At 54.3% G+C, this 25,333-nt stretch carries 23 protein-coding genes; 13 read left to right on the forward strand and 10 right to left on the reverse strand.

The window, feature by feature from the left end:
• The first annotated feature begins 197 nt into the window (after positions 1–197).
• The 11 genes from ACR6JA_RS15010 to npr all read left to right on the forward strand — a co-directional run bounded on the left by ACR6JA_RS15010 (position 198) and on the right by npr (position 8,123).
• Entirely contained in the window at positions 198–1,175 is a 978-nt protein-coding gene (locus ACR6JA_RS15010; RefSeq protein WP_213715443.1) for a calcium/sodium antiporter, read from the forward strand.
• Positions 1,176–1,191: 16 nt separating this feature from the next.
• On the forward strand, positions 1,192–2,178 hold the full coding sequence (kdsD, locus tag ACR6JA_RS15015) for an arabinose-5-phosphate isomerase KdsD (protein ID WP_008454826.1): 987 nt from the start codon (positions 1,192–1,194) through the stop codon (positions 2,176–2,178).
• Positions 2,179–2,194: 16 nt separating this feature from the next.
• Entirely contained in the window at positions 2,195–2,761 is a 567-nt protein-coding gene (gene kdsC, locus ACR6JA_RS15020) for a 3-deoxy-manno-octulosonate-8-phosphatase KdsC (protein ID WP_213715442.1), read from the forward strand.
• The gene (gene lptC, locus ACR6JA_RS15025) at positions 2,758–3,330 is read left to right on the forward strand and encodes an LPS export ABC transporter periplasmic protein LptC (RefSeq protein ID WP_166877761.1); all 573 of its coding nucleotides are present in this window, start codon (positions 2,758–2,760) and stop codon (positions 3,328–3,330) included. The genes kdsC and lptC overlap by 4 nt, the downstream gene beginning before the upstream one ends.
• Complete coding sequence (lptA, locus tag ACR6JA_RS15030) at positions 3,299–3,850, forward strand: lipopolysaccharide ABC transporter substrate-binding protein LptA (RefSeq protein WP_008454829.1); 552 nt, start codon at positions 3,299–3,301, stop codon at positions 3,848–3,850. Before lptC ends, lptA begins: the two co-directional genes overlap by 32 nt.
• A gap of 6 nt (positions 3,851–3,856) precedes the next feature.
• Positions 3,857–4,582, forward strand: a complete 726-nt coding sequence (gene lptB, locus ACR6JA_RS15035) for an LPS export ABC transporter ATP-binding protein (RefSeq protein WP_045784120.1) — start codon at positions 3,857–3,859, stop codon at positions 4,580–4,582.
• Positions 4,583–4,630: 48 nt separating this feature from the next.
• Positions 4,631–6,064, forward strand: coding sequence for an RNA polymerase factor sigma-54 (rpoN, locus tag ACR6JA_RS15040; RefSeq protein WP_494493792.1), 1,434 nt, complete (start codon positions 4,631–4,633; stop codon positions 6,062–6,064).
• 22 nt (positions 6,065–6,086) lie between these two features.
• Entirely contained in the window at positions 6,087–6,374 is a 288-nt protein-coding gene (gene hpf, locus ACR6JA_RS15045; RefSeq protein WP_008454833.1) for a ribosome hibernation promoting factor, read from the forward strand.
• Positions 6,375–6,455: 81 nt separating this feature from the next.
• Positions 6,456–6,953: a PTS IIA-like nitrogen regulatory protein PtsN gene (gene ptsN, locus ACR6JA_RS15050; RefSeq protein ID WP_494493793.1), complete on the forward strand. Its 498-nt coding sequence runs from the start codon at positions 6,456–6,458 to the stop codon at positions 6,951–6,953.
• A gap of 46 nt (positions 6,954–6,999) precedes the next feature.
• Positions 7,000–7,854 (forward strand): RNase adapter RapZ, encoded by an 855-nt coding sequence (rapZ, locus tag ACR6JA_RS15055; RefSeq protein WP_008454836.1) that lies wholly within the window; start codon positions 7,000–7,002, stop codon positions 7,852–7,854.
• Positions 7,851–8,123 (forward strand): PTS phosphocarrier protein NPr, encoded by a 273-nt coding sequence (npr, locus tag ACR6JA_RS15060; RefSeq protein WP_008454837.1) that lies wholly within the window; start codon positions 7,851–7,853, stop codon positions 8,121–8,123. Before rapZ ends, npr begins: the two co-directional genes overlap by 4 nt.
• Before the next feature lie 15 nt (positions 8,124–8,138).
• On the opposite strand, the gene ACR6JA_RS15065 is transcribed toward npr, so the two are convergent.
• The 7 genes from ACR6JA_RS15065 to mnmL all read right to left on the reverse strand — a co-directional run bounded on the left by ACR6JA_RS15065 (position 8,139) and on the right by mnmL (position 16,813).
• Complete coding sequence (locus tag ACR6JA_RS15065; RefSeq protein WP_494493794.1) at positions 8,139–9,275, reverse strand: glycerate kinase; 1,137 nt, start codon at positions 9,273–9,275, stop codon at positions 8,139–8,141.
• A gap of 10 nt (positions 9,276–9,285) precedes the next feature.
• The gene (locus ACR6JA_RS15070; RefSeq protein ID WP_494493795.1) at positions 9,286–10,554 is read right to left on the reverse strand and encodes a GntP family permease; all 1,269 of its coding nucleotides are present in this window, start codon (positions 10,552–10,554) and stop codon (positions 9,286–9,288) included.
• Between the two features lie 138 nt (positions 10,555–10,692).
• Entirely contained in the window at positions 10,693–11,820 is a 1,128-nt protein-coding gene (locus tag ACR6JA_RS15075; protein WP_494493816.1) for a sugar diacid recognition domain-containing protein, read from the reverse strand.
• A 46-nt stretch (positions 11,821–11,866) separates the two neighbouring features.
• On the reverse strand, positions 11,867–12,595 hold the full coding sequence (gene mtgA, locus ACR6JA_RS15080) for a monofunctional biosynthetic peptidoglycan transglycosylase (protein WP_166877750.1): 729 nt from the start codon (positions 12,593–12,595) through the stop codon (positions 11,867–11,869).
• Entirely contained in the window at positions 12,592–13,245 is a 654-nt protein-coding gene (elbB, locus tag ACR6JA_RS15085) for an isoprenoid biosynthesis glyoxalase ElbB (protein ID WP_494493796.1), read from the reverse strand. Before elbB ends, mtgA begins: the two co-directional genes overlap by 4 nt.
• Positions 13,246–13,476: 231 nt before the next feature.
• Positions 13,477–15,819: an aerobic respiration two-component sensor histidine kinase ArcB gene (arcB, locus tag ACR6JA_RS15090; protein ID WP_213715437.1), complete on the reverse strand. Its 2,343-nt coding sequence runs from the start codon at positions 15,817–15,819 to the stop codon at positions 13,477–13,479.
• A gap of 61 nt (positions 15,820–15,880) precedes the next feature.
• Positions 15,881–16,813: a tRNA modification radical SAM protein MnmL/YtqA gene (gene mnmL / locus ACR6JA_RS15095; protein WP_494493797.1), complete on the reverse strand. Its 933-nt coding sequence runs from the start codon at positions 16,811–16,813 to the stop codon at positions 15,881–15,883.
• Positions 16,814–17,492: 679 nt separating this feature from the next.
• Here mnmL and gltB point away from each other — a divergent pair.
• Complete coding sequence (gltB, locus tag ACR6JA_RS15100) at positions 17,493–21,953, forward strand: glutamate synthase large subunit (RefSeq protein WP_494493798.1); 4,461 nt, start codon at positions 17,493–17,495, stop codon at positions 21,951–21,953.
• A 9-nt stretch (positions 21,954–21,962) separates the two neighbouring features.
• A complete protein-coding gene (locus ACR6JA_RS15105) occupies positions 21,963–23,381 on the forward strand; it encodes a glutamate synthase small subunit (RefSeq protein ID WP_039298208.1) in 1,419 nt (472 codons plus the stop codon).
• An 80-nt stretch (positions 23,382–23,461) separates the two neighbouring features.
• On the opposite strand, the gene sspB is transcribed toward ACR6JA_RS15105, so the two are convergent.
• From sspB to rpsI, 3 genes are all read right to left on the reverse strand, one after another.
• Positions 23,462–23,965, reverse strand: a complete 504-nt coding sequence (gene sspB / locus ACR6JA_RS15110) for a ClpXP protease specificity-enhancing factor (protein ID WP_213715433.1) — start codon at positions 23,963–23,965, stop codon at positions 23,462–23,464.
• A 3-nt stretch (positions 23,966–23,968) separates the two neighbouring features.
• Positions 23,969–24,610, reverse strand: coding sequence for a stringent starvation protein SspA (sspA, locus tag ACR6JA_RS15115; RefSeq protein ID WP_008454872.1), 642 nt, complete (start codon positions 24,608–24,610; stop codon positions 23,969–23,971).
• Between the two features lie 323 nt (positions 24,611–24,933).
• Positions 24,934–25,326, reverse strand: coding sequence for a 30S ribosomal protein S9 (rpsI, locus tag ACR6JA_RS15120; protein WP_000829818.1), 393 nt, complete (start codon positions 25,324–25,326; stop codon positions 24,934–24,936).
• Positions 25,327–25,333: the final 7 nt, after the last annotated feature.

The raw sequence follows: 25,333 nt of genomic DNA on the forward strand, positions 1-25,333 counted from the left end.
TGGCCTCAAAGGGATGCTAAAACCCAACATTTTTACAGAATATTACCTGTGCAGGTTAGCGAAAGCTGGCATTTGTTTTACTTTTTCGCCGCATAAAGTCAGAATTAAGACTTATCGCCAGGCTCAGGCTGCACTTCGTTTTGCCCGACCCTTCAGCCCCTCAGGATCGGCGATTATACCCTAATAAAGGATTTTTCATGCTGTTAGCTACGGCGCTATTAATTATTGGTTTACTCCTGGTGGTCTATGGCGCCGACCGTTTAGTTTTCGCCGCAGCGATACTTTGTCGCAGCATCGGGATCCCGCCGCTGATTATCGGCATGACGGTGGTCAGCATTGGCACTTCACTGCCTGAAATTATCATCGCCAGTACGTCAGCGCTGCACGGCCAGTTAGATTTGGCCGTAGGGACAGCTATCGGTTCAAATATCACTAACATTATGCTGATCCTGGGGCTCGCCGCGCTGCTGCACCCATTTACCGTTAATTCCGATATTCTACGTCGTGAATTGCCTCTAATGTTGGCGGTGAGTGCCGCCGCAGGTCTGTTTCTCTATGACGGTGAACTGACGCAGGCCGAGGGCGTCATGCTGCTGACAATCGCAGTGTTATATCTACTCTTTATCATTAGAATAGGCCGCCTTGCGGAACGGCAGGGAATCGATAGTCTGACGCGGGAGCAACTGGCCGAACTCCCCCAAGAAGGCAGCCTGTCCGTCGCATTTTTATGGCTGGGAGTGGCGTTGGTTATTATGCCGATGGCAACGCGGATGGTCATCGATAATGCCTCGGTGCTTGCCCATTATTTTGGCGTAAGCGAACTGGTTATCGGTTTGACGATCATTGCGATTGGTACCAGTCTGCCGGAATTAGCGACCGCCATAGCCGGAGCGCGTAAGGGCGAAGATAACATTGCGATTGGCAATATCATCGGTTCGAACATTTTTAACGTTGTGTTTGTGCTTGGCATTCCTGCGTTGGTGGCACCGGGCCACCTCAACCCGTTAGCTTTTGCTCGGGATTATTGGTTGATGTTAGCGGTAAGTGCTGTTTTTGCCCTGCTCTGCTGGCGTAAACCTCGCCAAATCGGCAAGCTCGCGGGCGCTCTGTTAACATGTGGATTCATCATATGGATTGTGGTGCTGTGGTTCGTTGCGCCACCTGTCGTCGAATAAAGCGGAAACGGGAATTATGTCTCATATAGATTTAGCACCGGGTTTTGACTTTCAACAAGCGGGCAAAGACGTGCTCAATATTGAACGTGAAGGCCTGGCTCAACTCGACCAGTACATCAACGACGATTTCTCGCTGGCCTGTGAGAAGATATTCTATTGCCCCGGTAAAGTTGTTGTCATGGGGATGGGAAAATCGGGTCATATTGGGAAAAAAATCGCGGCAACCTTTGCCAGTACCGGCACGCCAGCCTTTTTTGTGCACCCAGGAGAAGCCAGCCACGGTGATTTAGGCATGGTCACGGCACAGGATATCGTCCTGGCGATTTCTAATTCCGGCGAGTCGAACGAAATTTTGGCGCTCATCCCGGTATTAAAGCGCCTTCAGGTGCCTTTGATTTGCATGACCGCCCGCCCGGAAAGCTCAATGGGTCGCGCAGCGGATATCCATCTGTGTATCAAAGTGCCTCAGGAAGCTTGCCCTCTCGGCCTCGCGCCAACCTCCAGCACAACGGCGACGCTGGTTATGGGCGATGCGCTGGCCGTGGCGTTACTGAAGGCTCGTGGTTTTACCGCTGAAGATTTTGCTCTGTCTCATCCTGGCGGCGCGCTGGGGCGTAAGCTATTACTCCGCGTGAACGATATCATGCACACGGGTGATGATATCCCGCACGTAAGTAAAGAAGCCTCTTTGCGCGATGCGCTGTTGGAGATTACCCGTAAAAATATGGGGATGACGGTCATCTGCAATGACCTGATGAAAATTGAGGGCATCTTTACCGATGGCGATTTACGTCGCGTGTTCGATATGGGTGTTGATTTACATACCTTACGTATTGCGGATGTCATGACAACGGGAGGCATTCGCGTACGCCCTGGCACATTAGCTGTGGACGCATTAAACCTGATGCAGTCACGCCATATTACTTCGGTTATGGTCGCGGATGGCGACCAGTTGCTGGGTGTGGTACATATGCATGACATGCTACGCGCGGGCGTAGTTTAAAAAAGGATTAGCCTTAATGAGTAACCATGATGCGCTGCTTAATACCTGCTACGGGCCGGTAAGCGCGCAGGTCATAGCGAAAGCGAAAGAGATTCGCCTGCTGATTCTGGACGTTGACGGCGTGATGTCTGACGGCCTTATTTACATGGGCAACAGCGGTGAAGAGCTGAAAGCCTTTAACGTACGCGATGGCTATGGCATTCGCTGCGCCCTAACCTCCGGAATTGAAGTCGCTATTATTACAGGCAGGAAAGCAAAACTGCTGGAAGATCGCTGCGAAACGTTGGGCATTACCCACCTTTATCAAGGGCAATCCGATAAACTTGTGGCGTTTCACGATCTGTTGTCAAAGGTTGCGCTTTCTCCCGATCAGGTTGCCTACATTGGCGATGATCTGATCGACTGGCCAGTCATGGAACGGGTCGGTTTAAGCGTTGCCGTTGCAGACGCCCACCCATTATTGACGCCAAAAGCGGATTACGTGACCAGAATCAGCGGCGGGCGAGGCGCAGTGCGGGAAATCTGCGATCTCCTGTTGATGGCGCAAGGCAAGCTTGATGAGGCGAAAGGACAATCCATATGAGCAAGACCAGACGTTGGATTATTTTCCTGCTTGCCATTGCGGCATTAGTGCTTATCGGCCTGAATCTGACGGAGAAGGACGAATCCGGCGTAACCGTTAACAGCGATACGCCAACTTATCAAAGCGAATTTTCCACGACAGTCGTATACAACCCACAGGGCGCGCTGAACTATAAGCTTATTGCTCAACACGTTGAATACTTCTCGGATACGGGTATTTCATGGTTCACCAAGCCCGTCATGACCCAGTACGATGAAAATAAAATCGCCACCTGGGAAATTCAGGCGGATCGCGCCAAACTTACCGATGACAAAATGCTTTATTTGTATGGCAACGTTGTCGTCACAGCGTTAACACCTGACTCTCAGTTACGCAGAATCACGACGGACAATGCGCAGGTGAATTTAATTACTCAGGATGTCGCTTCTGACGACCTGGTGACTTTGTACGGCACCACATTTAATTCCAGCGGCCTGAAAATGCGTGGCAACTTACGCAGCCAAACTGCACAGCTGATTGAAAAGGTTAAAACCTCATATGAAATCCAGAATAAACAAACTCAGCCTTAAACTTGTTCTGCTTGGTTCGCTTTTTGCCGTACCGCTGTCAGCCTGGGCACTGACCGGTGACACCGACCAACCTATTCATATCGAATCCGACCAACAGTCTCTCGATATGCAGGGCAACGTCGTTACCTTCACTGGCAATGTCGTTGTGACTCAGGGCACGATCAAAATCAACGCCGATAAAGTTGTTGTGACCCGCCCTGGCGGTGAACAAGGCAAAGAGGTGATTGATGGCTACGGTAACCCTGCTACTTTCTATCAAATGCAGGACAACGGTAAGCCGGTAAAAGGCCACGCGTCCACCATGCATTATGAATTGGCTAAAGATTTCGTTGTACTGACCGGCAACGCTTACCTTGAACAGCTGGACAGCAACATCACCGGCGACAAGATCACCTACCTGGTGAAAGAGCAAAAAATGCAGGCGTTTAGCGAGAAAGGCAAACGCGTGACCACCGTGCTGGTGCCGTCTCAGCTGCAAAACAAAAACGGCCAGCAACCAGCACCGAAAAAGAGTAACTGATTCGTTATGGCAACTTTAATTGCGAAAAACCTGGCCAAAGCCTACAAAGGCCGCCGCGTAGTCGAAGACGTCAGCCTGACCGTTAAATCAGGTGAAATCGTTGGGCTGCTCGGGCCAAACGGCGCCGGTAAAACCACGACGTTTTACATGGTAGTGGGGATCGTGCCACGCGATGCAGGCAACATCATTATTGATGAAGAAGACATCAGTCTGCTGCCGCTGCACGCTCGAGCTCGTCGCGGCATCGGCTATTTGCCGCAGGAAGCGTCAATTTTCCGCCGCCTGAGCGTTTTTGATAATCTGATGGCGGTGCTGCAGATTCGTGACGATCTGACTTCAGAACAGCGTGAAGACCGCGCTAATGAACTGATGGAAGAGTTCCACATTTCGCACCTGCGTAATAACCTCGGGCAGTCACTGTCCGGCGGTGAGCGCCGCCGCGTAGAAATTGCTCGCGCGCTTGCGGCAAACCCGAAGTTCATTTTGCTGGATGAACCCTTTGCCGGGGTTGATCCTATTTCCGTTATTGATATCAAACGCATTATCGAGCACCTGCGTGACAGCGGCCTCGGCGTATTGATTACAGACCATAACGTCCGCGAAACGCTGGCCGTCTGCGAACGCGCCTACATCGTTAGTCAGGGGCACCTGATTGCCCACGGTACACCGGAAGAAATCCTTGAAGACGAGCAAGTTAAGCGAGTCTATCTGGGCGAAGAGTTCAGACTCTGATAGGGTGGGAAGTCTTAAACGACTTATTTGAGGACGTTTGCTCTGAACATGAAGCAAGGTTTGCAATTACGGCTTAGCCAACAACTTGCTATGACGCCCCAGCTGCAGCAGGCCATCCGTCTGCTTCAGCTCTCAACGTTAGAGCTTCAGCAAGAACTCCAGCAGGCACTGGACAGTAATCCATTGCTTGAGCAAACCGACCTGCATGATGAGATCGATACTCAGGAAGTGCCTGAGAGCGAAGCAATGGACACCCGTGAAGCCCTCGAGCAGAAAGAGATGCCCGAAGAGCTGCCGCTGGATGCCAGTTGGGATGAAATTTACACCGCCGGTACCCCTTCAGGTACGGGAACTGACTATCTGGACGACGAGCTGCCTGTCTACCAGGGCGAGACCACCCAGTCCCTGCAGGACTACCTGATGTGGCAGGTCGATTTGACGCCATTTTCCGATACGGACGCCGCTATTGCGACGTCTATTGTCGATGCAGTGGATGAAACCGGGTATCTCACCGTGCCGCTGGAAGACATTCTGGAAAGTCTGGGCCACGACGATGTGAGCCTTGACGAAGTAGAAGCCGTCCTCAAACGCATCCAACGTTTTGATCCCGTCGGTGTCGCAGCACGAGACTTACGCGATTGCCTGTTAATTCAGCTTTCTCAGTACGCCAAAGAGACCCCATGGCTGGCGGAAGCCCGGCTTATTGTTAGCGATCACTTAGATCTGCTGGCAAATCACGACTTCCGGACGTTGATGCGGGTCACGCGTATCAAAGAGGACGCGCTTAAAGAGGCCATGTGCCTGATTCAGTCCCTCGATCCTCGCCCCGGCCAGTCGATCCAAACGGGTGAACCTGAGTACGTTATTCCTGATGTACTGGTGCGTAAACACCTGGCGCGCTGGGTTGTAGAGCTTAACGCAGACAGCATCCCGCGCCTCAAAATCAATCAGCAATACGCAGCCATGAGCGGCAACACGCGCAATGACAGCGACTCGCAGTTCATCCGCAGCAACCTGCAGGAAGCGAAATGGTTGATTAAAAGCCTGGAAAGTCGCAATGATACGTTATTGCGCGTGAGCCGATGCATTGTCGAACAGCAGCAGGCCTTCTTTGAGCACGGTGAAGAACACATGAAACCGATGGTGCTGGCCGATATTGCTCAGGCTGTGGACATGCACGAGTCGACAATTTCTAGGGTGACCACTCAGAAATATTTGCATAGCCCACGCGGCATCTTTGAATTGAAATATTTCTTCTCCAGTCACGTCAATACCGAAGGCGGCGGTGAAGCCTCCTCCACGGCAATTCGGGCGCTGGTGAAGAAGTTAATTGCTGCGGAAAACCCCGCCAAACCGCTGAGCGACAGTAAGTTAACCTCAATACTGTCGGATCAAGGTATTATGGTGGCGCGCCGCACAGTTGCGAAGTACCGAGAATCTTTATCCATTCCACCGTCAAACCAGCGTAAACAGCTGGTGTGACTTCACCGATAAGGAAGACACTATGCAGCTCAACATTACGGGACAAAACGTCGAGATCACTGAAGCACTGCGTGAATTTCTGAACTCGAAGTTTGCCAAACTGGAGCAGTACTTCGAAAGAATCAACCAAGTCTATATTGTATTAAAGGTGGAAAAAGTCACCCATACAGCGGATGCTACGCTGCATGTGAACGGTGGAGAACTGCATGCCAGTGCCGAAGGCCAGGACATGTATGCGGCGATTGACGGCCTGATTGATAAACTGGCCCGACAGTTAACGAAACACAAAGATAAACTAAAACAACACTGATAATCCGGGCATCCGATGTGCATATGGCCGGCCCGCTGCTTAAGTAGCGGGCCGTTTGCACAAAAGTGCTTAGGTGAACTTATGATGAACAACGATTCCGCTCTACAACTGAGCAATGTCCTTAACCAGGAATGTACTCGCAGTGGCGTCCACTGCCAGAGTAAAAAACGTGCGCTGGAAATCATCAGCGAACTGGCAGCCAAACAGCTTGGCCTTCCACCGCAGGTCGTTTTCGAAGCCGTACTGACCCGTGAGCGTATGGGCAGTACCGGCATTGGCAACGGTATCGCTATTCCCCACGGCAAGCTGGAGGAAGATACGCTTCGCGCAGTCGGCGTCTTTATTCAACTGGAAACGCCAATCGCTTTTGATGCCATCGACAATCAACCGGTTGACCTGTTATTTGCGTTACTGGTACCTGCTGACCAGACAAAAACCCACCTGCACACGCTTTCCCTGGTGGCCAAGCGTCTGGCGGATAAAACCATTTGTCGCAGGCTGCGCTCAGCCAGCAGTGACGAAGAGCTTTACCAGCTAATTACTGAAACAGAAGTCGATCACGACAGCGAAAATGAATAATCGGCGCGTTTGATGTCTCAGACAGATAAATCGGGAGAATGATTACATGGTGCTGATGATTGTCAGCGGCCGCTCAGGTTCAGGGAAGTCTGTAGCCTTGCGCGCACTGGAAGATATGGGATTCTATTGCGTGGATAACCTGCCGGTTGTCCTGTTGCCAGAGCTGGCAAAAACGCTTGCCGATCGGCAAATCTCTGCTGCCGTCAGCATAGACGTGCGCAACATGCCGGAGTCGCCGGAAATCTTCGAGCACGCAATGGACAGCCTGCCGGACGCTTTTTCTCCGCAGCTACTGTTCCTTGATGCCGATCGTAATACGCTAATCCGCCGTTACAGTGACACGCGCCGCCTTCATCCGCTTTCCAGCAAAAATCTCTCTCTGGAAAGTGCGATTGATGAAGAAAGCGATCTCCTCGAACCGTTAAAATCCCGCGCGGACCTTATCATCGACACCTCCGAAATGTCGGTACACGAATTGGCGGAGATGCTGCGTACTCGCCTGTTGGGTAAACGTGAACGCGAACTCACCATGGTGTTCGAGTCTTTTGGCTTTAAGCACGGCATACCGATTGACGCCGATTATGTGTTCGACGTGCGTTTTCTTCCTAACCCGCACTGGGATCCAAAACTGCGTCCAATGACCGGCCTCGATCGCCCGGTCGCCGCCTTCCTCGACAGGCACACAGAAGTACACAATTTTATCTACCAGACCCGCAGCTATCTTGAGTTATGGTTACCGATGCTGGAAACCAACAACCGTAGCTACCTAACCGTGGCGATTGGCTGTACCGGCGGTAAACACCGTTCGGTTTATATTGCAGAGCAGCTGGCCGACTACTTCCGCTCACGCGGGAAGAACGTCCAGTCCCGTCACCGCACGCTGGAAAAACGTAAAACATGAGCGTAAAGCAGACCGTTGAAATCACCAACAAGCTGGGCATGCACGCACGCCCGGCGATGAAACTGTTTGAGCTGGTACAAAGTTTTGACGCGGAAGTGATGCTGAGAAACGAAGCGGGCACCGAAGCTGAAGCCAGCAGCGTGATTGCCCTCCTGATGCTGGACTCCGCCAAAGGAGGCCACATAGAAATAGAAGTCACAGGCCCGGAAGAAGAGCAAGCCCTGGCGGCCGTGATTGCTCTGTTCAATGCCGGATTTGACGAAGACTAACCGCTGTGCGCGGATCTAACCGCGCCCTATTTTCCATACTGCGGCAACGTTACGCGCTGTTACGCAAATATTCTCGCCCGCCTTTTCCAACGCCTCCGGCAGCGTCTGAACCCGATTAAGCACCGAAAACACAGCGTCGAGCCCGTGCTGATGGACTACGCCGTAATCAGTCGTCATACCGCCAGCCAGCGCGATAACCGGCACCTGAAAACGCTTCGCCACTCTCGCCACGCCTATCGGCGTTTTGCCATAAATGGTCTGGCTGTCTATACGCCCTTCTCCGGTGATAACCAGGTCCGCCCCCTGAACAGCCTCGGCAAGCCGCAAAGCTTCGGTGACAATTTCCACACCGGGCTGCAGGCGGGCATGAAGCAAACCAAACAAAGACGCCCCCATGCCCCCTGCCGCCCCGGCACCTGCCACGGTAATCACATCCTTACCACTGATGCGCTCCAGCCGTTCGCCATAAAGCCTGAGTGCAGTATCAAGCCGCATAACCTGCTCGGGCGTAGCGCCTTTCTGCGGCCCAAAGACCGCTGACGCACCGCGCTCACCGCACAGCGGATTATCAACATCACAGGCCACCAGAATGTCGCACTGTGCCAGGCGGGCATCCAGTTGGCTAACATCAATCTCTGCAAGCTCAGCCAGGGCAGCACCACCTGCGCAAAGCTCATTACCCTGTGCATCACGAAGCCTGATGCCCAGCGCCTGCATCATGCCGGCCCCGCCGTCGTTGGTCGCGCTGCCACCGATACCAATAATGATTTTACGTGCGCCGCGATCCAGCGCCGCCAGAATAAGCTCCCCGGTGCCAAAAGTGCCGGTCAGCAGCGGATTTCGTTTTTCGGGCGGCACCAGATGCAGCCCTGAAGCGGCCGCCATTTCAATGATGGCTGTTACACCATCGCCCGTGATGCCAAAGAAAGCCTCAACAGGCAGCCCCAGCGGGTCGGTCACTGTTACAGGGATAATTTGCCCGTGCGTCGCGGCAACCATCGATTCAACGGTCCCTTCTCCTCCGTCGGCCATCGGCAGCTTGATATACTCTGCGTTCGGGTAAATCTCGCGAAAACCTTGCTCAATGGCCTCGGCGACCTGCATCGCGCTAAGGCTCTCTTTGAAAGAATCGGGGGCAATAACAATTTTCATGGCAACCTCATTAACCCGCTAAATTAAACACACCAAACATCAGGGTTGAAACAAATGCGATGGCCAAACCAACGGCTGTTTCGTAGGGAAGCAGTTTTAAGCGTTCATGAACCTGCATATTCACGCTGCCCCCGGTGGCATGGAAAAAGCTGCCGTGCGGCATATGGTCAAGCACCGTCGCCCCGGCATGGATCATTGCCGCCCCGGCGAGTGCAGAAATCCCCATATCGACAAGCGTTGAGCTAAACACCGCAGAAGCCACCGCCGTCCCTGCCGTTGTTGATGCGGTAGCCATTGACATCAGCGCCCCAGAAAAAGGTGCCAGAAGGTAGGACGGCATACCGGAGGCCGTTAAACCGTTAATCAGTACATCCTTCAAGCCGGAGTTGGCGATGATCCCGGCCAGCGTTCCGGTCCCCAGCAGCATAATCGCCACCGGAGACATACGCGCCAGCCCCGACACCATAAAATGGTTTGTCTGCCGCCACTGCCCCATCAATATAGCCCCAATCAGGCCGCCTATCGGCAACGCAACCAGCGGATCAATCGCAATGCCGGCAATCGGGCGAAGTGCAAGCAGGCAGATAGCCACCAGCGGCGCCGCTATTGCCGCGCCAAACGCTGGAAAGGCCTTTTCTTTTTCCCCGGCAATCAACTCACTGCTGGCAACTTTAGAGCCCCGATGCTGCAACCGCTTCGCCAGGAAATAGGCGAGCACCAGCCCAAACAGACCCGGTACGACGCCCGCCATCATTAAGTCGGTGAGTGGAACGTGGAAAGCGTCAGCCGCCGCAATCGTATTAGGATTGGGCGACATAACGTTGCCAGCCTTTCCGCCGCCAATCATCGCCAGCAGTATAGCCATTTTCGAAATATCGGCCCGGTGGGCAATCGCCAGGGCAATAGGAGAGACCGTGATAACGGCAACATCAATAAATACGCCGACGGCGGTCAGCAACATGGTCGCCACGGCCAAAGCGAACAGCGCCCTTTTCTCACCCACCTTACGGACAATGGTTTCGGCAATCGTGTTGGCCGCCCCGGACTCAATCAGAACTCCTGCCAGTATGCCTGCCCCGAGAATGCGCAGTACTGCATTGGTAATCCCCTGCGCCCCGGTAATCATAAGCGAAAGCGTCTGCACTAAATCAGCGCCACCAACTAACCCGCCAGCCAGAGCGCCAGCAATCATGCCGTAGGCCGGAGGAACCTTGCGTAAAATAAGGACAATAGAAACAACCAGCGCCACCAGGGCGCCCAGAGCCGAAACCGTGGTCATGAATCACTCCTGTTTTGATTTTTTTAGGGAGATCTAAAGGTACGGCGGGACATTACCCTGAGCGGGCAGCGAATAGCTTGAGAGAAAACACCAGAAAATGGGCGGTGAAAGAAACGTTTTCTTGTAGATTACTACAAATCAGTCGCTGAGCTGCATACCAATAAACAGCTGAAGAACTGAATCTAACTTATTAATATCTAAAGCTGTTATAGACTCTATTTTACTTAGCCGATAGCGCAATGTATTGACATGAATATGCAGCAATTTTGTCGTTTGAGACAGATCACAATTCTGTTCAAAATAGCAGCGCAGCGTGCGGCGAAGCACGCCTTTCGGATCGGCTTCACAAAGCGTTTTCCATGCTCGCCCCATTTCCTCGGCCTGCCAGCTGCCGGAAAGTCCGTTGAGCAGCACAGGCAATAAAAGATCCTGATAGTACAAAATCGACCGGCCAATTTTTTGCCGTGAAGCCATCTCATGCAGCGCCACGGCGCTAAGCCAGGAGCGTCGTAACGCGTCGTCGCCGTCGAAGCATCCCCCAACTGACAGGGTGACTTCAAAATGCGCCAGCAGCTGAGAATGAAGTTTGCGCAGCGTTTTTTTCAGCAATGCCTGCCGCTCCTCGGGCCGCCCAATGCCCTGGGGCAACAGCATTGCGATTTGTTCAAAGCCGAATGGCGTGACTAATGCCTGGCTGTCGTAGCCGCCAAGCCGCTCGAGCAGCTCCCGCTGACGCAAAACATCCCGAGAGGGAAAATGAATCATCAGCGCAACCCTTGGCAACTCAAGGTCTACGCCAAGGCCGCTGGCCATAGGGCGCAGTTCCGCCAGACTTTGCTGGCCTGAAATAATCTGCGCGGCGAGCTGCTCCCGGTAGCGCTTTTCCCACTGATTTTGCTCAAGCATTTCCGCCTGCTCAAGGATCAGCTCGGCCGCCATTTTGACCAGTTCGGCATAAGCCTGCACTTTCTCTGGCTCACCAGAAATCCCCACCACGCCAACGATTTTCTGGCGAAAGACGATGGGCAAATTAATACCGGGTTTAACCCCTTTCAGCCGCCGGGCAGAAGCTTCATCAATAATCACGGTCCGGTTTTCCGTCAGCGCCAGGACAGCACCTTCATGACGCTGATACAGACGGCGGGGATCGCCAGAGGCAATAATCACCCCCTGCTCGCTCATCACATTCACCGAGTGATCGATGATGTTCATGGTGCGCTGGACAATTTGCCGGGCGGTATCTTCTTTCAGGCAAGAGGTCATGATAGCGTTTACCTTGTCGTGGAGAGTGCACGAGTGCGTTGGATGCGGCTTATTTTAAATTGTGCTGCTCAAGGAACGACTCACCGCCCAGCTGGCGCATCTGTCGCAAAATCCACTGCTGGCGCTGGCGAATATAGCCTGAAGGCGCATTAGCCTTAAAACGAATTGGGTTAGGCAGGACGGCGGCGAGCAGCGCTGCTTCGGCAGGTGTCAGGCGGCTAGCTGGCTTGTTGAAGTAACGACGGGAGGCTTCTTCCACGCCGAAAACACCTTCACCAAATTCGGCAATATTGAGATACACCGTCAGAATACGTCGCTTGCTCCACGCGGTTTCGAGCCCCACCGTGAGGCCGGCTTCCAGCCCTTTACGTAGCCAGCTCCGTCCATCCCACAGGAACAAATTTTTTGCGGTTTGCTGGGAAAGCGTCGACGCGCCTCGTACCCTATTTTCGTTGCGTTCATTATGGGCCAGCGCCTTTTCGATAGCATCAGTATCAAAGCCCCAGTGCTCGGGAAACTTTTGATCCTCAGAGGCGATCACCGCCAGCCCCATCCACGGCGAAATATCATCCATGGAAACCCAGTCAGAATGGGCAACGTAACCGAAGTTACCGCTGAACCACGCGCTGAACTGCCGCTCCACCATCACTGCGGAAAACGGCACCGGGAGGAAGCGGAAGACCAGGATGCCCATGAACCAAACCGCCAAAACCGCCAGAACAGCTTTTAGCAGCCAGCGTTTAACCCACTGCCACGGCGCGAAACGCCCTTTACTCATGCGCTAAGTTCCAGCACGCGGGCAACCAACTTGTCGATCCCGGCAGCGGCCTCAGCGATGTTTTGCGCGAGCATGTAAGCAGGAGTGGTGACAACCTTCTGTTCTTCGTCCACCACGATATCATCCACCGGGCAAGGGATGTGTTCTGCCCCCATGGCTTCCAGTAACTCTGCGGTATCTATGTCGGTGCCGATGGTCAGACGCACAGGCATATCCAGAATCTTTGGCAGCATCGCCGGGGCAATACACATAAAACCGAGCGGCTTACCCTGCTCGTGGCATTCCCGTGCAACGCGACGGAGATCGGCATCAACGTCACAATCTGCCCCCTTTGAAGCAAAGGTGCTTAGATTTTTAGCCGCGCCAAAACCACCGGGCACAATCAATGCGTCAAGATTTTCAGACAAAGCCTCACGCAACGGCTGAATATTGCCGCGAGTGATACGCGCAGCCTCCACCAGCACATCGCGAGTCTCTGCTGCAGGTTGACCGGTTAAATGATCGATCACGTCAGACTGAGGTTTATCCGGCGCGAAGCAAACGGCTTCCGCACCAGCGCGAGAAATGGCCAACAGCGTTAATACGGCCTCATGAATCTCACTGCCGTCATAAACCCCACAGCCGCTCAGCACTACGCCTATTTTTTTCATCCATCAGTTCCTTTTCGTTCCGGGTGAATCAGTATCAGCCACGTTAATTTGATCGCTATGCTTCACATATTTTACTGATTCACGTAACAAATATTTTAAGGTTTGCTATCTTATATGGCTGACAGCACGCGAATTGCTGGTTGTGCCGTTCAATAATTCAACGCTAAAAAAGGCGCAACCCTGTTTTCCCTGGTGTTGGCGCAGTATTCGCGCACCCCGGCCTGGCCGGGGTCATTTTTTTCCAGCTTCCGCAACCCACGCTTTTAATACGCTAACGTCATGTTGCCACTCTTGTTTCAGCTCTTCGATCCATTCACCGACATTATCAGACCACGCAGGCAAGTCCGGGGACTGAATTTGCTGGGCAACCTGCTGTAAATGCCGTAAACCAACGGAGCCTGCCGCACCTTTAATTTTATGCCCCTCTTCCACCACGCCTTTGTTATCCCGCGCGGTCATATTGGAATCGAGCACCTCTAAATAACCCGGCATCATTTTTTCAAACATCGCCAGGCCATCGGTAATGAGTTTTGGGCCCACCAGCTCGATATATTGTTCGAGCATCGGAATATCGAGTAATGCTTGCTGTTTTTCACTATCGACTTTTGTCACCACAGGCTCCTTATCCGTTATCTGCTTATCCCAGAATTTTTGGATCATCGACATCAAAGCCGGCACGGCGAGCGGCTTACTCAGCACGTCATCCATCCCGGCCTCAAGATACTCAGTCTTGTTTTTCAGCACGTTGGCCGTTAGCGCCACCAGCGGCGGCAGTTCCTCTTTGCTAAAGCGTTTATTCAGCTCGCGAGAAATATCAAGCCCGGTCATATCCGGCAACTGGATATCCAGCAGCACAAGGTCATATTCGCCCGGTATAAACATCTCCAGCGCGTCTTTCCCAGTCATTGCTACGTCAACGCTATTGCCAAGCTTCTCGAGTACAGAACGCGCCACGATGACGTTAAGCTCAATATCCTCCACCAGCAGCACATGCAGGGCAGGCAGCGGCATATCGTCATCTTCCAGCGTGTCTTCCACTTCCTCGGCCACGCTCGGCGCCTGAACGGTCAGCGTGAACAGCGAACCTTCACCCGGTTTGCTGGTCACGGTAATATCCCCGCCCATGCTTTTTGCCAGACGGCGAGAAACCGCCAGCCCAATCCCCGTTCCTGTCGCGGGCTTGCCGCCGTGACTGTCTTTAACCTGATAGTACATAGCAAAGATTTTGTCCTGCTCGTCCACCGGAATGCCAATCCCGGAGTCCTGAACCTCAAAGCGCAGGCAGCTCTCTTCTTCGTAACGAACGCGTACCGTGACTAATCCCCCTTTCGGCGTGAACTTCACGGCATTGCTGATCAGGTTCCAGAGGATCTGGCGCAGACGCGTCCCGTCCGTCACCACCTTGTGCGGCAGCGGCAGCGTCGGGTCCATCACAAATGACAGCCCTTTCTGCTGAGCCTGTAGGCCTGAGAGGTTTTCCAGATCGGCAAGGAAACTGGTGAAATCCACCGGCTGGTTATCGAGCTGCACTTTGCGGCGCTCGAGCTTATCCATATCGATGATATCGTTGAAAATATTTCCCAGCGTGATAGCCGACACGTGGATCGTTTTCAGGTAATTGGTCTGCTCGGCGGTGAGATCGGTGTCCAGCAGAATACGACTTAGGCCGACAATGCCATTCAGCGGCGTACGCAGCTCGTGGCTAATGGTGGAGATGAAGGTGGTTTTATCCCGGCTCGCACGTTCCAGCGCATCCTGATAGCGTTTACGCTCGGTAATATCGCGGCCAAAGCCCATCAGCCCGTGGCGTTTACCGACGCGGTCGTAATAAGGCACTTTACGAATTTCAAAGCAGGCTTTGCGGCCATCCGGGTAATCCAGCCACTGCTCATAGGTCAGAGATACATTATGACGAAACACTTTTTCGTCTGTTTCCAGCACTTTCTCAGCGGCTTCGGCAGAGTACACATCCTGCGGCTTGAGATGGATAAGCTGTTTCTCGCTCTTGCCGGTCAGCAGTTCCATCGCCCGGTTGCAGCCTGAAAACTCCCGGTCTTCGTTGCGATAGAAGACCAGATCGGGCGAAGCATCAAGGAAAGAGCGCAGGAAAGAGGATTGTTGCTCAAGCCGGATTTGCGTCTCTTCGCGCTCCTGCATCTCAACTTTGAGCTGCTCCAGCATGGTCTGGCGCTCGGCCTCCGCTTTGACACGGTCGGCGATTTCCTGGTTTAGTTGGGCGATATTGTCCTTAAGCTGCACGTTCAGAATGAGGTCGCGCTCGCGCATCTCCTCCAGCTTTTCCACCAGCTTCGACAGCCGCTGCCTGGACTCCTCAAGCTGTTCAACCACAACCGACAGGAAGTAAACCGCCCAGGGTGTAATCAATAGACCAAAGAAGATAGAGCGGACAACGTCGATACTTTCAACCTGGCCGCTCAGCAGCATGGTGACGGCCATTTGCACCACCATCGCCAGCACGACCAGCGCCGAGGCCAGCAGTAGGGAGAAGCGCACCAGCCCCAGCTTCACCATAAGATCAACGTAATACTGCGCCAATAACCGAATTTGCTTCATGGAACGATTCCTTCGCCTTGGATGCGCTAAATATACCGCAAAAAGGAACCGGGCTCAGGATTTACGAAAGAACTGAGAGATCCCACGGCGTACCCAGCGCTGACCCCTGCGCCCCGTGCGTCCGCAAATACCTGTCGATATCCACCATCGCGGCCCAGCGGTTCTCACACCATAAAGGCGCAAGCAAGGTTGGGCGCCGGGCATTAGCCGAAATACGATGGAACACGATATCAAGCGGTGTATGGCGAATCATTTCTCCCGCGGTGACGACATACTCATCCAGCGCGATCCCCTCAAGGCGACCAGCCCGCCAGCTTTTGGCCATTATGCTGCCGTCAACGATATGCAAAGGATGCAGCTTCAGGCCGTCCACACCGGTTCCAACCACTTTCTCCAGCGTGTCCATACATTGCCGCTGGCCTTCACCCGGTAAACCGACAATCAGATGGCTGCAAACTTTTAAACCTCTCGCTCGGGCCCGGCGGGTAGTTTCCTGATAACAGGCAAAATCGTGCCCCCGGTTGATACGGTGCAGCGTTTTGTCATTCGCCGTCTGTAACCCCAGCTCCAGCCATACCTCATAGCCCTGTGCATGATAATCGCTTAGCAAATCCAGCACGCTGTCGGGCACGCAGTCAGGCCGGGTACCGACGCACAGCCCCACGATGCTGGTCTGGCTCACCGCCTGCTGGTACATCGACCGCAACACCTGCACTTCAGCCCAGGTGCTGGTATAGGCCTGGAAATAGGCCAGATAACGCTGAGCACGGTTCACCCGGCTGGCCTGGTGTGCGAGCTGCTCAGCGATGGAATTGTGCTGCTGCGCTTCGTCAGCGAAAGAGGCCACGTTGCAAAAAGTACAGCCACCGCGCCCGATAGTCCCATCGCGATTGGGGCAACTGAAACCACCATGCAGCGTGAGTTTATGGACTTTTTGCCCATAGCGACGAGAGAGATCGCCGCCAAACATATTGACTAATTTCTGTAACTGCATAATCTGATGGGCCGTCCCGAAAAAGGGACCTAGCCTGCCATTTTCTTCTCGCACCGGCGATGACCTGGATCAATCGCTTCGGCGCAGCCTTATCTATTGCATATAAACTCAAAATAAGTGCAACTCTATTCACACAGCGCTTGATTACTTTTCCTTATGACGCTGCCCTTTATTTAAAGAATATGACGAACGGTGAAAAACAGTGTCATGCTGCACTCTGCGGGGGTTAAGCAGCATATCATGCTGGCAATATCATTCATGCCAGCATGGTCTGGAGTTTCACGGCCTTTCGGATAGTGAGGACGATCACATAACACTCGGCGTTCACGGTTGTCCCTCCACAGCCAAAAAAGCAAAAAAAACCATTAAATTCATTAAATTAAGCCACTCTTAGTACGATTCCGTATAAATAAGAATGCCATTTGACCTGTGTGCTCTTTCCCGATAAGTTGGAAATCCGCTGGAAGCTTTCTGGATGGGTTCTGTGCCCATCATATTTATGCAGTAATTGAGATTCCCTCTAAAGCAAGTCCTCAACACTTGTGACACCGGATGCGTTGGACATTAAGAGGGCGACACGCGAGGCAAGCGTATGATGCGCAAACCCCGTCGCCATGCCCTTGCTGCGTCCACGCGCAAACGGTTGGGAGTAACGTAGAGCCTGGGGAGGTTCACTGATATGTTGTACGATAAATCCCTTGAGAAGGATAACTGTGGTTTCGGCCTGATCGCCCACATAGAAGGCGAACCTAGCCACAAGGTAGTGCGTACCGCTATTCACGCGCTAGCCCGTATGCAGCACCGTGGTGCCATCCTTGCCGACGGTAAAACCGGCGACGGTTGTGGCCTGCTGCTGCAAAAACCCGATCGTTTCTTCCGCATTGTTGCAGAAGAGCGCCACTGGCGTTTGGCCAAGAACTATGCCGTTGGCATGATTTTCTTGAACCAGGATGACGCGCTTGCCCGCGCCAGCCGCCGCATTGTTGAAGAAGAGCTGCAAAACGAAACTCTGTCTATTGTTGGCTGGCGTGAAGTGCCGGTGAACAAAGACGTGCTCGGTGAAATCGCCCTCTCCTCTCTGCCACGTATTGAACAAATATTCGTTAACGCCCCGGCGGGCTGGCGCCCTCGCGATATGGAACGCCGCCTGTTTATCGCCCGTCGCCGTATCGAAAAACGTATCCAGGAAGATAAAGACTTCTATATCTGCAGTCTGTCCAACCTGGTGAACATTTATAAAGGTCTGTGTATGCCGGCTGACCTGCCGCGCTTTTACCTGGACCTGGCGGACCTGCGCCTGGAATCGGCCATTTGTCTGTTCCACCAACGCTTCTCCACCAACACCGTGCCACGCTGGCCGCTGGCTCAGCCGTTCCGCTATCTGGCGCACAACGGCGAAATCAACACCATCACCGGTAACCGCCAGTGGGCGCGCGCCCGTACCTATAAATTCCAGACGCCGCTGATCCCCGATCTGCACGACGCCGCACCTTTCGTGAACGAAACCGGCTCCGACTCCAGCTCCATGGATAACATGCTTGAGTTGCTGCTGGCGGGCGGGATGGATATCGTGCGCGCCATGCGTTTGCTGGTTCCACCGGCATGGCAGAACAACCCAAACATGGATCCTGAGCTGCGTGCCTTCTTCGACTTTAACTCCATGCACATGGAGCCGTGGGATGGCCCAGCCGGGATCGTGATGTCCGACGGACGTTTCGCCGCCTGTAACCTGGACCGTAACGGCCTGCGTCCGGCGCGCTACGTGATCACCAAAGACAAGCTCATCACCTGCGCCTCTGAAGTCGGGATCTGGGACTACCAGCCGGATGAAGTGGTTGAGAAAGGCCGCGTTGGCCCGGGCGAGCTGATGGTTATCGACACTCGCGTCGGGCGTATTCTGCACTCCGCTGAAACCGATGCCGAGCTGAAAAGCCGCCATCCGTATAAAGAGTGGATGGAGAACAACGTTCGCCGCCTGGTGCCGTTTGAAGACCTACCGGATGAAAAAGTGGGCTCGCGGGAGCTGGACGACGATACGCTTGCCAGCTATCAGAAACAGTTTAACTACAGCAGCGAAGAGCTGGATTCAGTGATCCGCGTGCTGGGCGAGAATGGTCAGGAAGCCGTGGGTTCAATGGGCGATGACACCCCATTTGCCGTGCTTTCCAGCCAGCCACGCATTATTTACGACTATTTCCGTCAGCAGTTTGCGCAGGTGACCAACCCGCCAATCGATCCGCTGCGTGAAGCCCACGTCATGTCCCTGGCCACCAGCATTGGTCGCGAAATGAACGTCTTCTGTGAAGCAGAAGGCCAGGCGCACCGCCTGAGCTTCAAATCGCCGATTCTGCTGTGGTCTGATTTCCAGCAGCTCACCACGCTGGAAGAGGAACACTATCGCGCCGATACGCTCGACATCACCTACGACGTGACCGAGAAGTCGCTGCACGAAACGGTGATGGCGCTGTGCGACGAAGCTGAACGCATGGTTCGGAATGGCACCGTCTTGCTGGTGTTGTCCGACCGTAATATTGCGAAAAATCGCCTGCCGGTTCCGGCCCCGATGGCCGTGGGCGCCATCCAGACTCGCCTCGTTGAGAAGAGCCTACGCTGCGATGCCAACATCATTGTTGAAACCGCCAGCGCCCGCGATCCGCACCACTTCGCCGTTCTGCTGGGCTTCGGTGCGACCGCTATCTACCCGTATCTCGCCTATGAAACCTTGGCGAAGCTGGTCGACAGCGGCGCCATCGATAAAAACTACCGCACCGTGATGCAAAACTACCGCAACGGCATCAACAAAGGGCTGTACAAGATCATGTCCAAAATGGGCATCTCGACTATCGCCTCTTACCGTTGCTCTAAGCTGTTCGAAGCGGTGGGTCTGCATAAAGAAGTGTTCGAGCTTTGCTTCCAGGGCGCGGTCAGCCGCATCGGCGGGGCAGGCTTCGGCGACTTCCAGCAGGATCTGCTGAACCTGTCCAAACGCGCCTGGCTGGTACGTAAGCCGTTGGATCAAGGTGGCCAGCTGAAATTCGTTCACGGCGGGGAATACCACGCCTATAACCCGGACGTAGTACAGACGCTGCAAAAAGCGGTGCAGAGCGGCGAGTACAGCGACTATCAGCAATACGCGAAACTGGTTAACGAGCGCCCGGTCGCCACGCTGCGCGATATGCTTGCGCTGAATCCGCAGGACGAGTCCGTCAAAATTGAAGACGTTGAGCCAGCGACCGAGCTGTTCAAACGCTTCGATACCGCGGCAATGTCCATCGGCGCTCTGAGCCCGGAAGCACACGAATCCCTGGCTGAAGCGATGAACAGTATCGGCGGGAACTCTAACTCCGGCGAAGGCGGCGAAGATCCGGCGCGCTACGGCACCAATAAAGTGTCCCGTATCAAGCAGGTTGCTTCCGGCCGCTTCGGGGTGACGCCTGCCTACCTGGTCAACGCCGACGTTATCCAGATTAAAGTTGCGCAAGGCGCGAAGCCGGGCGAAGGCGGTCAGCTGCCAGGCGATAAAGTGACGCCTTATATCGCCAAGCTGCGCTACTCCGTGCCGGGCGTGACGCTGATTTCACCTCCGCCTCACCACGATATTTACTCTATCGAGGATCTGGCGCAGCTGATTTTCGACCTGAAGCAGGTTAACCCGAAAGCGATGATTTCCGTGAAGCTGGTTTCCGAACCGGGCGTCGGCACCATCGCAACGGGCGTAGCCAAAGCCTATGCAGACCTGATTACTATTGCCGGCTACGACGGCGGCACCGGGGCAAGTCCACTGTCATCCGTGAAATACGCGGGCTGCCCGTGGGAACTTGGTCTGGTGGAAACCCAGCAGGCACTGGTGGCTAACGGCCTGCGCCATAAGATTCGTCTGCAGGTGGACGGTGGGCTGAAAACCGGCCTCGACATCATCAAGGCAGCCATTCTTGGGGCAGAAAGCTTCGGCTTCGGTACCGGGCCAATGGTTGCGCTGGGCTGTAAATACCTACGAATTTGTCACCTGAACAACTGCGCTACCGGCGTGGCAACTCAGGATGACAAACTGCGTAAAAACCATTACCACGGCCTGCCGTTCAAAGTGACCAACTACTTTGAATTCATCGCCCGCGAAACCCGAGAACTGATGGCACTGCTGGGCGTGAAACGTCTGGTTGATTTGATTGGCCGTACCGACCTGCTGAAAGAGCTGGACGGGTTTACGGCGAAGCAGCAGAAGCTGGATCTCTCTGCCCTGCTGAAAACGGCTGAACCGATGCCGGGCAAAGCGGTGTACTGCACCGAGCATAACCCGCCGTTCGATAAGGGCGACCTTAACGCACAACTGCTGAACCAGGCACAGGCGTATGTGGACGACAAGCAGAGTAAAACGTTCTGGTTTGATATTCGCAACACCGACCGTTCGATTGGAGCTTCGCTCTCCGGCTACATTGCCCAGCAACATGGCGATCAAGGCCTGGCGTCAGATCCAATCAAGGCGCACTTTAACGGCACCGCAGGCCAGAGCTTCGGCGTCTGGAACGCGGGCGGCGTTGAGCTGCACCTGACCGGCGATGCCAACGACTATGTCGGTAAAGGTATGGCGGGCGGGCTGATTTCTCTGCGTCCACCGGTAGGCTCAGCCTTCCGCAGCCACGAAGCGACCATTATCGGCAACACCTGCCTGTATGGCGCCACCGGCGGGAAGATGTATGCCGCAGGCCGTGCAGGCGAGCGTTTCGCGGTGCGTAACTCCGGGGCGATTACCGTGGTTGAAGGCATCGGCGATAACGGCTGTGAATACATGACCGGCGGTATCGTCTGTATTCTGGGCAAAACGGGGGTTAACTTCGGGGCTGGTATGACGGGCGGTTTCGCCTACGTACTCGACGAAGACGGTGAATTCCGCAAACGCGTGAACCCGGAACTGGTTGAATTACTCAATGTGGAAGAGCTGGCGATTCATGAAGAGCACCTGCGAGGCATGATCACCGAACACGTTCAGCTGACCGGCTCCCAGCGCGGCGAAGAAATCCTGGCCAACTGGCCGGCATTCGCCTCGAAATTCACCCTGGTTAAACCGAAGTCCAGTGATGTTAAAGCATTGTTGGGTCACCGCAGTCGTTCCGCAGCTGAGCTGCGGGTGCAGGCGCAGTAAGAGGTCACGATGAGTCAAAACGTTTATCAATTTATCGACTTGCAGCGCGTTGATCCGCCGAAGAAGCCGCTGAAGATCCGCAAAATTGAATTTGTGGAAATCTACGAGCCATTCTCTGAGGGGCAGGCCAAGGCTCAGGCCGACCGCTGCCTCTCCTGCGGCAACCCGTACTGCGAGTGGAAGTGCCCGGTTCATAACTACATTCCAAACTGGCTGAAACTGGCCAATGAGGGACGCATTATTGAGGCAGCCGAGCTGTCTCACCAGACCAACAGCCTGCCGGAAGTCTGCGGCCGCGTTTGCCCGCAGGACCGCCTTTGCGAAGGCTCCTGCACGCTGAACGACGAGTTCGGGGCGGTAACTATCGGTAACATCGAGCGCTATATCAACGATAAAGCGATTGAGATGGGCTGGAAGCCGGACCTGACCGGCGTGAAGCAAACCGGTAAGCGCGTGGCTATCATCGGTGCAGGCCCTGCCGGGCTTGCCTGTGCAGACGTTCTGGCACGTAACGGCGTGAAGGCGGTGGTTTACGACCGACACCCAGAAATCGGCGGTCTGCTGACCTTCGGTATTCCAGCCTTTAAGCTGGAAAAAGAGGTGATGACCAAGCGTCGCGAAATCTTCAGCGGGATGGGAATTGAATTCAAACTCAATACCGAAGTGGGCCGCGACGTGCAGATGGACGAGCTGCTGAGCGAATACGATTCCGTGTTCCTGGGCGTCGGCACCTATCAGTCGATGCGCGGTGGTCTCGAAAATGAAGACGCGCCTGGCGTGTATGACGCCCTGCCGTTCCTCATCGCCAATACCAAGCAGATCATGGGCTTCAGCGAAACAGCTGAAGAGCCGTATGTCAGCATGGAAGGTAAACGCGTTGTCGTGCTGGGCGGCGGGGACACCGCTATGGACTGCGTGCGTACTTCAGTGCGCCAAGGTGCAACCCACGTGACCTGTGCCTACCGTCGTGACGAAGAAAATATGCCGGGCTCCAAACGCGAAGTGAAAAACGCGCGCGAAGAAGGCGTGGAGTTCCAGTTCAATCTGCAGCCGCTGGGCGTGGAAATTAACGCAAATGGCCGGGTGTGCGGTGTGAAAGTGGCCCGTACCGAGCTGGGTGCGCCGGATGCGAATGGCCGTCGTCGCCCGGAGATCGTCGCCGGCTCCGAGCACGTATTGCCTGCCGATGCGGTGGTAATGGCCTTCGGTTTCCGCCCTCACAGCATGACCTGGCTGGAGCAGCACAGCGTTGAGCTGGACAGCCAGGGGCGCATTCTCGCACCAGAAGCTAGCGAGAACGCTTTCCAGACCAGCAACCCGAAAATCTTCGCCGGTGGCGATGCGGTTCGCGGTTCCGATCTGGTGGTCACCGCTATTGCTGAAGGGCGTAAAGCCGCAGACGGGATCCTGAACTTCCTCGAAGTATAAGCGTTAAAATCTGGCGGCTCAGGCTGCCAGATTGCGCCGAATCCTCCATAAAAAAAGCCAGTCTTTCGACTGGCTTTTTGTTATTTCACCACGCGCAGTGCGGGGCGACCACCGCGAGGAGGCGGCGGCGGATCGTCATCCGGGTTATTGTCATCATCGCCGTGATCCGGGCGATCGCCGTCAATAACCTGCATAACTGTTTCAGTCTCACCGATGACTGGCTGGTCATCGTTGTGGCTTTCAGCGTCTTCATCATAGCCCGCTTCCGGCTCAAACATGGTGCCCGCGCCATTTTCACGTGCATAGATAGCCAACACGGCAGCCATAGGTACGTTAACCTGGCGAGGTACGCCGCCGAAGCGCGCGTTAAAGCGCACTTCGTCATTGGCCAGCTCCAGATTCCCTACGGCTCGCGGTGCAATGTTCAGCACAATTTGCCCGTCACGCGCATACTCCATCGGAACCTGTACGCCCGGTAGTGTGATATCTACCACCAGATGCGGCGTGAGCTGGTTATCCAGCAGCCACTCATAAAAGGCCCGCAGCAGATAAGGACGGCGCGGCGACAGCTGCGACATATCCATCAATTAGCCTCGGGTCTGCAGACGCATTTCGCGCTCAGGTTCGGTCAAAGAGGCCAGGAAGGAGTCACGCTCGAAGACGCGGGTCATGTACCCTTTCATCTCTTTGGAGCCCGCACCTGTCAGCTCAATGCCCATCTGCGGCAAGCGCCACAGCAGCGGAGCCAGATAGCAGTCGACCAGACTGAACTCGTCGCTCAGGAAGAAAGGCTTCTGGGTAAAGACCGGGGCGATACTCAACAGCTCTTCACGCAGCTGCTTACGAGCGGCTTCCGCTTCCTGCGCTGAGCCGTTCATCACCACGTTCATCAACGAATACCAGTCTTTCTCAATGCGGTGCATGTACAGACGGCTTTCACCACGCGCAACCGGATAAACCGGCATCAAAGGTGGGTGCGGGAAACGCTCATCAAGGTATTCCATGATGATGCGGGATTCCCACAGCGTCAGCTCGCGGTCAACCAGGGTCGGTACGCTGTGATTGGGGTTGAGGTCAATCAGATCCTGAGGCAGGTTATCCGTTTCCACATGCTCAATTTCAACGCTAACACCTTTCTCAGCCAGGACGATACGGACCTGGTGGCTGTAGATGTCAGTAGGACCGGAAAACAGCGTCATCACCGAACGTTTGTTGGCAGCGACAGCCATGAAAACCTCCAAGTTTATCCAGAAAATTACTGCTAATAGCCGCAAGCGGCGACTAACCTGACCGTTATTACCCAATGCTTCGCCGAAACATCGCTGACGCCTTATCAGGGCGAAAACAACCGGATGCCGACATTTGGGCAGAAAATTGGATGATAGTTTACCAGATTTTACGGGTTTTGTGGTGGTCGTATATCGAATTTGCCTGAAAGGCAAATCATTTCAAGATGTTAGAAGCAATAATATAAATTACAGGCATAAAAAAACCCGGTACCAGGACCGGGCTTTTTGCCAACTGTCTTGCTGCCTGAACAGGCAGAGAACAATTAACGTTTGGAGAACTGAGGACGACGACGTGCTTTACGCAGACCGACTTTCTTACGTTCAACCTGACGAGCATCACGGGTAACGAAGCCAGCTTTACGCAGCTCGGAACGCAGGGACTCATCGTACTCCATCAGAGCGCGGGTGATACCATGACGGATCGCACCAGCCTGACCAGAGATACCACCACCTTTAACGGTGATGTACAGATCCAGTTTCTCAACCATGTCGACCAGTTCCAGCGGCTGACGAACTACCATGCGGGCAGTTTCACGACCGAAGTACTGTTCCAGAGAACGTTGGTTGATAACGATTTTGCCGTTGCCCGGTTTGATAAACACGCGAGCTGCGGAACTTTTGCGGCGACCAGTGCCGTAGTATTGATTTTCAGCCATTGCCTAT

Source organism: Cedecea sp. B1(4), from assembly GCF_059414925.1.

Bases quoted from the DNA above. Each gene is read 5' to 3' on its own strand.
- gltB (WP_494493798.1), top strand. From the start codon at position 17,493: ATGTTGTACGATAAATCCCTTGAGAAGGATAACTGTGGTTTCGGCCTG.
- mnmL (WP_494493797.1), bottom strand. From the start codon at position 16,813: ATGCAGTTACAGAAATTAGTCAATATGTTTGGCGGCGATCTCTCTCGT.
- arcB (WP_213715437.1), bottom strand. From the start codon at position 15,819: ATGAAGCAAATTCGGTTATTGGCGCAGTATTACGTTGATCTTATGGTG.
- rpoN (WP_494493792.1), top strand. From the start codon at position 4,631: ATGAAGCAAGGTTTGCAATTACGGCTTAGCCAACAACTTGCTATGACG.
- elbB (WP_494493796.1), bottom strand. From the start codon at position 13,245: ATGAAAAAAATAGGCGTAGTGCTGAGCGGCTGTGGGGTTTATGACGGC.
- rpsI (WP_000829818.1), bottom strand. From the start codon at position 25,326: ATGGCTGAAAATCAATACTACGGCACTGGTCGCCGCAAAAGTTCCGCA.
- ACR6JA_RS15070 (WP_494493795.1), bottom strand. From the start codon at position 10,554: ATGACCACGGTTTCGGCTCTGGGCGCCCTGGTGGCGCTGGTTGTTTCT.
- ACR6JA_RS15065 (WP_494493794.1), bottom strand. From the start codon at position 9,275: ATGAAAATTGTTATTGCCCCCGATTCTTTCAAAGAGAGCCTTAGCGCG.
- rapZ (WP_008454836.1), top strand. From the start codon at position 7,000: ATGGTGCTGATGATTGTCAGCGGCCGCTCAGGTTCAGGGAAGTCTGTA.
- ACR6JA_RS15010 (WP_213715443.1), top strand. From the start codon at position 198: ATGCTGTTAGCTACGGCGCTATTAATTATTGGTTTACTCCTGGTGGTC.
- lptB (WP_045784120.1), top strand. From the start codon at position 3,857: ATGGCAACTTTAATTGCGAAAAACCTGGCCAAAGCCTACAAAGGCCGC.
- hpf (WP_008454833.1), top strand. From the start codon at position 6,087: ATGCAGCTCAACATTACGGGACAAAACGTCGAGATCACTGAAGCACTG.
- mtgA (WP_166877750.1), bottom strand. From the start codon at position 12,595: ATGAGTAAAGGGCGTTTCGCGCCGTGGCAGTGGGTTAAACGCTGGCTG.
- sspB (WP_213715433.1), bottom strand. From the start codon at position 23,965: ATGGATATGTCGCAGCTGTCGCCGCGCCGTCCTTATCTGCTGCGGGCC.
- npr (WP_008454837.1), top strand. From the start codon at position 7,851: ATGAGCGTAAAGCAGACCGTTGAAATCACCAACAAGCTGGGCATGCAC.
- ACR6JA_RS15105 (WP_039298208.1), top strand. From the start codon at position 21,963: ATGAGTCAAAACGTTTATCAATTTATCGACTTGCAGCGCGTTGATCCG.
- ptsN (WP_494493793.1), top strand. From the start codon at position 6,456: ATGATGAACAACGATTCCGCTCTACAACTGAGCAATGTCCTTAACCAG.
- kdsC (WP_213715442.1), top strand. From the start codon at position 2,195: ATGAGTAACCATGATGCGCTGCTTAATACCTGCTACGGGCCGGTAAGC.
- kdsD (WP_008454826.1), top strand. From the start codon at position 1,192: ATGTCTCATATAGATTTAGCACCGGGTTTTGACTTTCAACAAGCGGGC.
- lptA (WP_008454829.1), top strand. From the start codon at position 3,299: ATGAAATCCAGAATAAACAAACTCAGCCTTAAACTTGTTCTGCTTGGT.
- sspA (WP_008454872.1), bottom strand. From the start codon at position 24,610: ATGGCTGTCGCTGCCAACAAACGTTCGGTGATGACGCTGTTTTCCGGT.
- lptC (WP_166877761.1), top strand. From the start codon at position 2,758: ATGAGCAAGACCAGACGTTGGATTATTTTCCTGCTTGCCATTGCGGCA.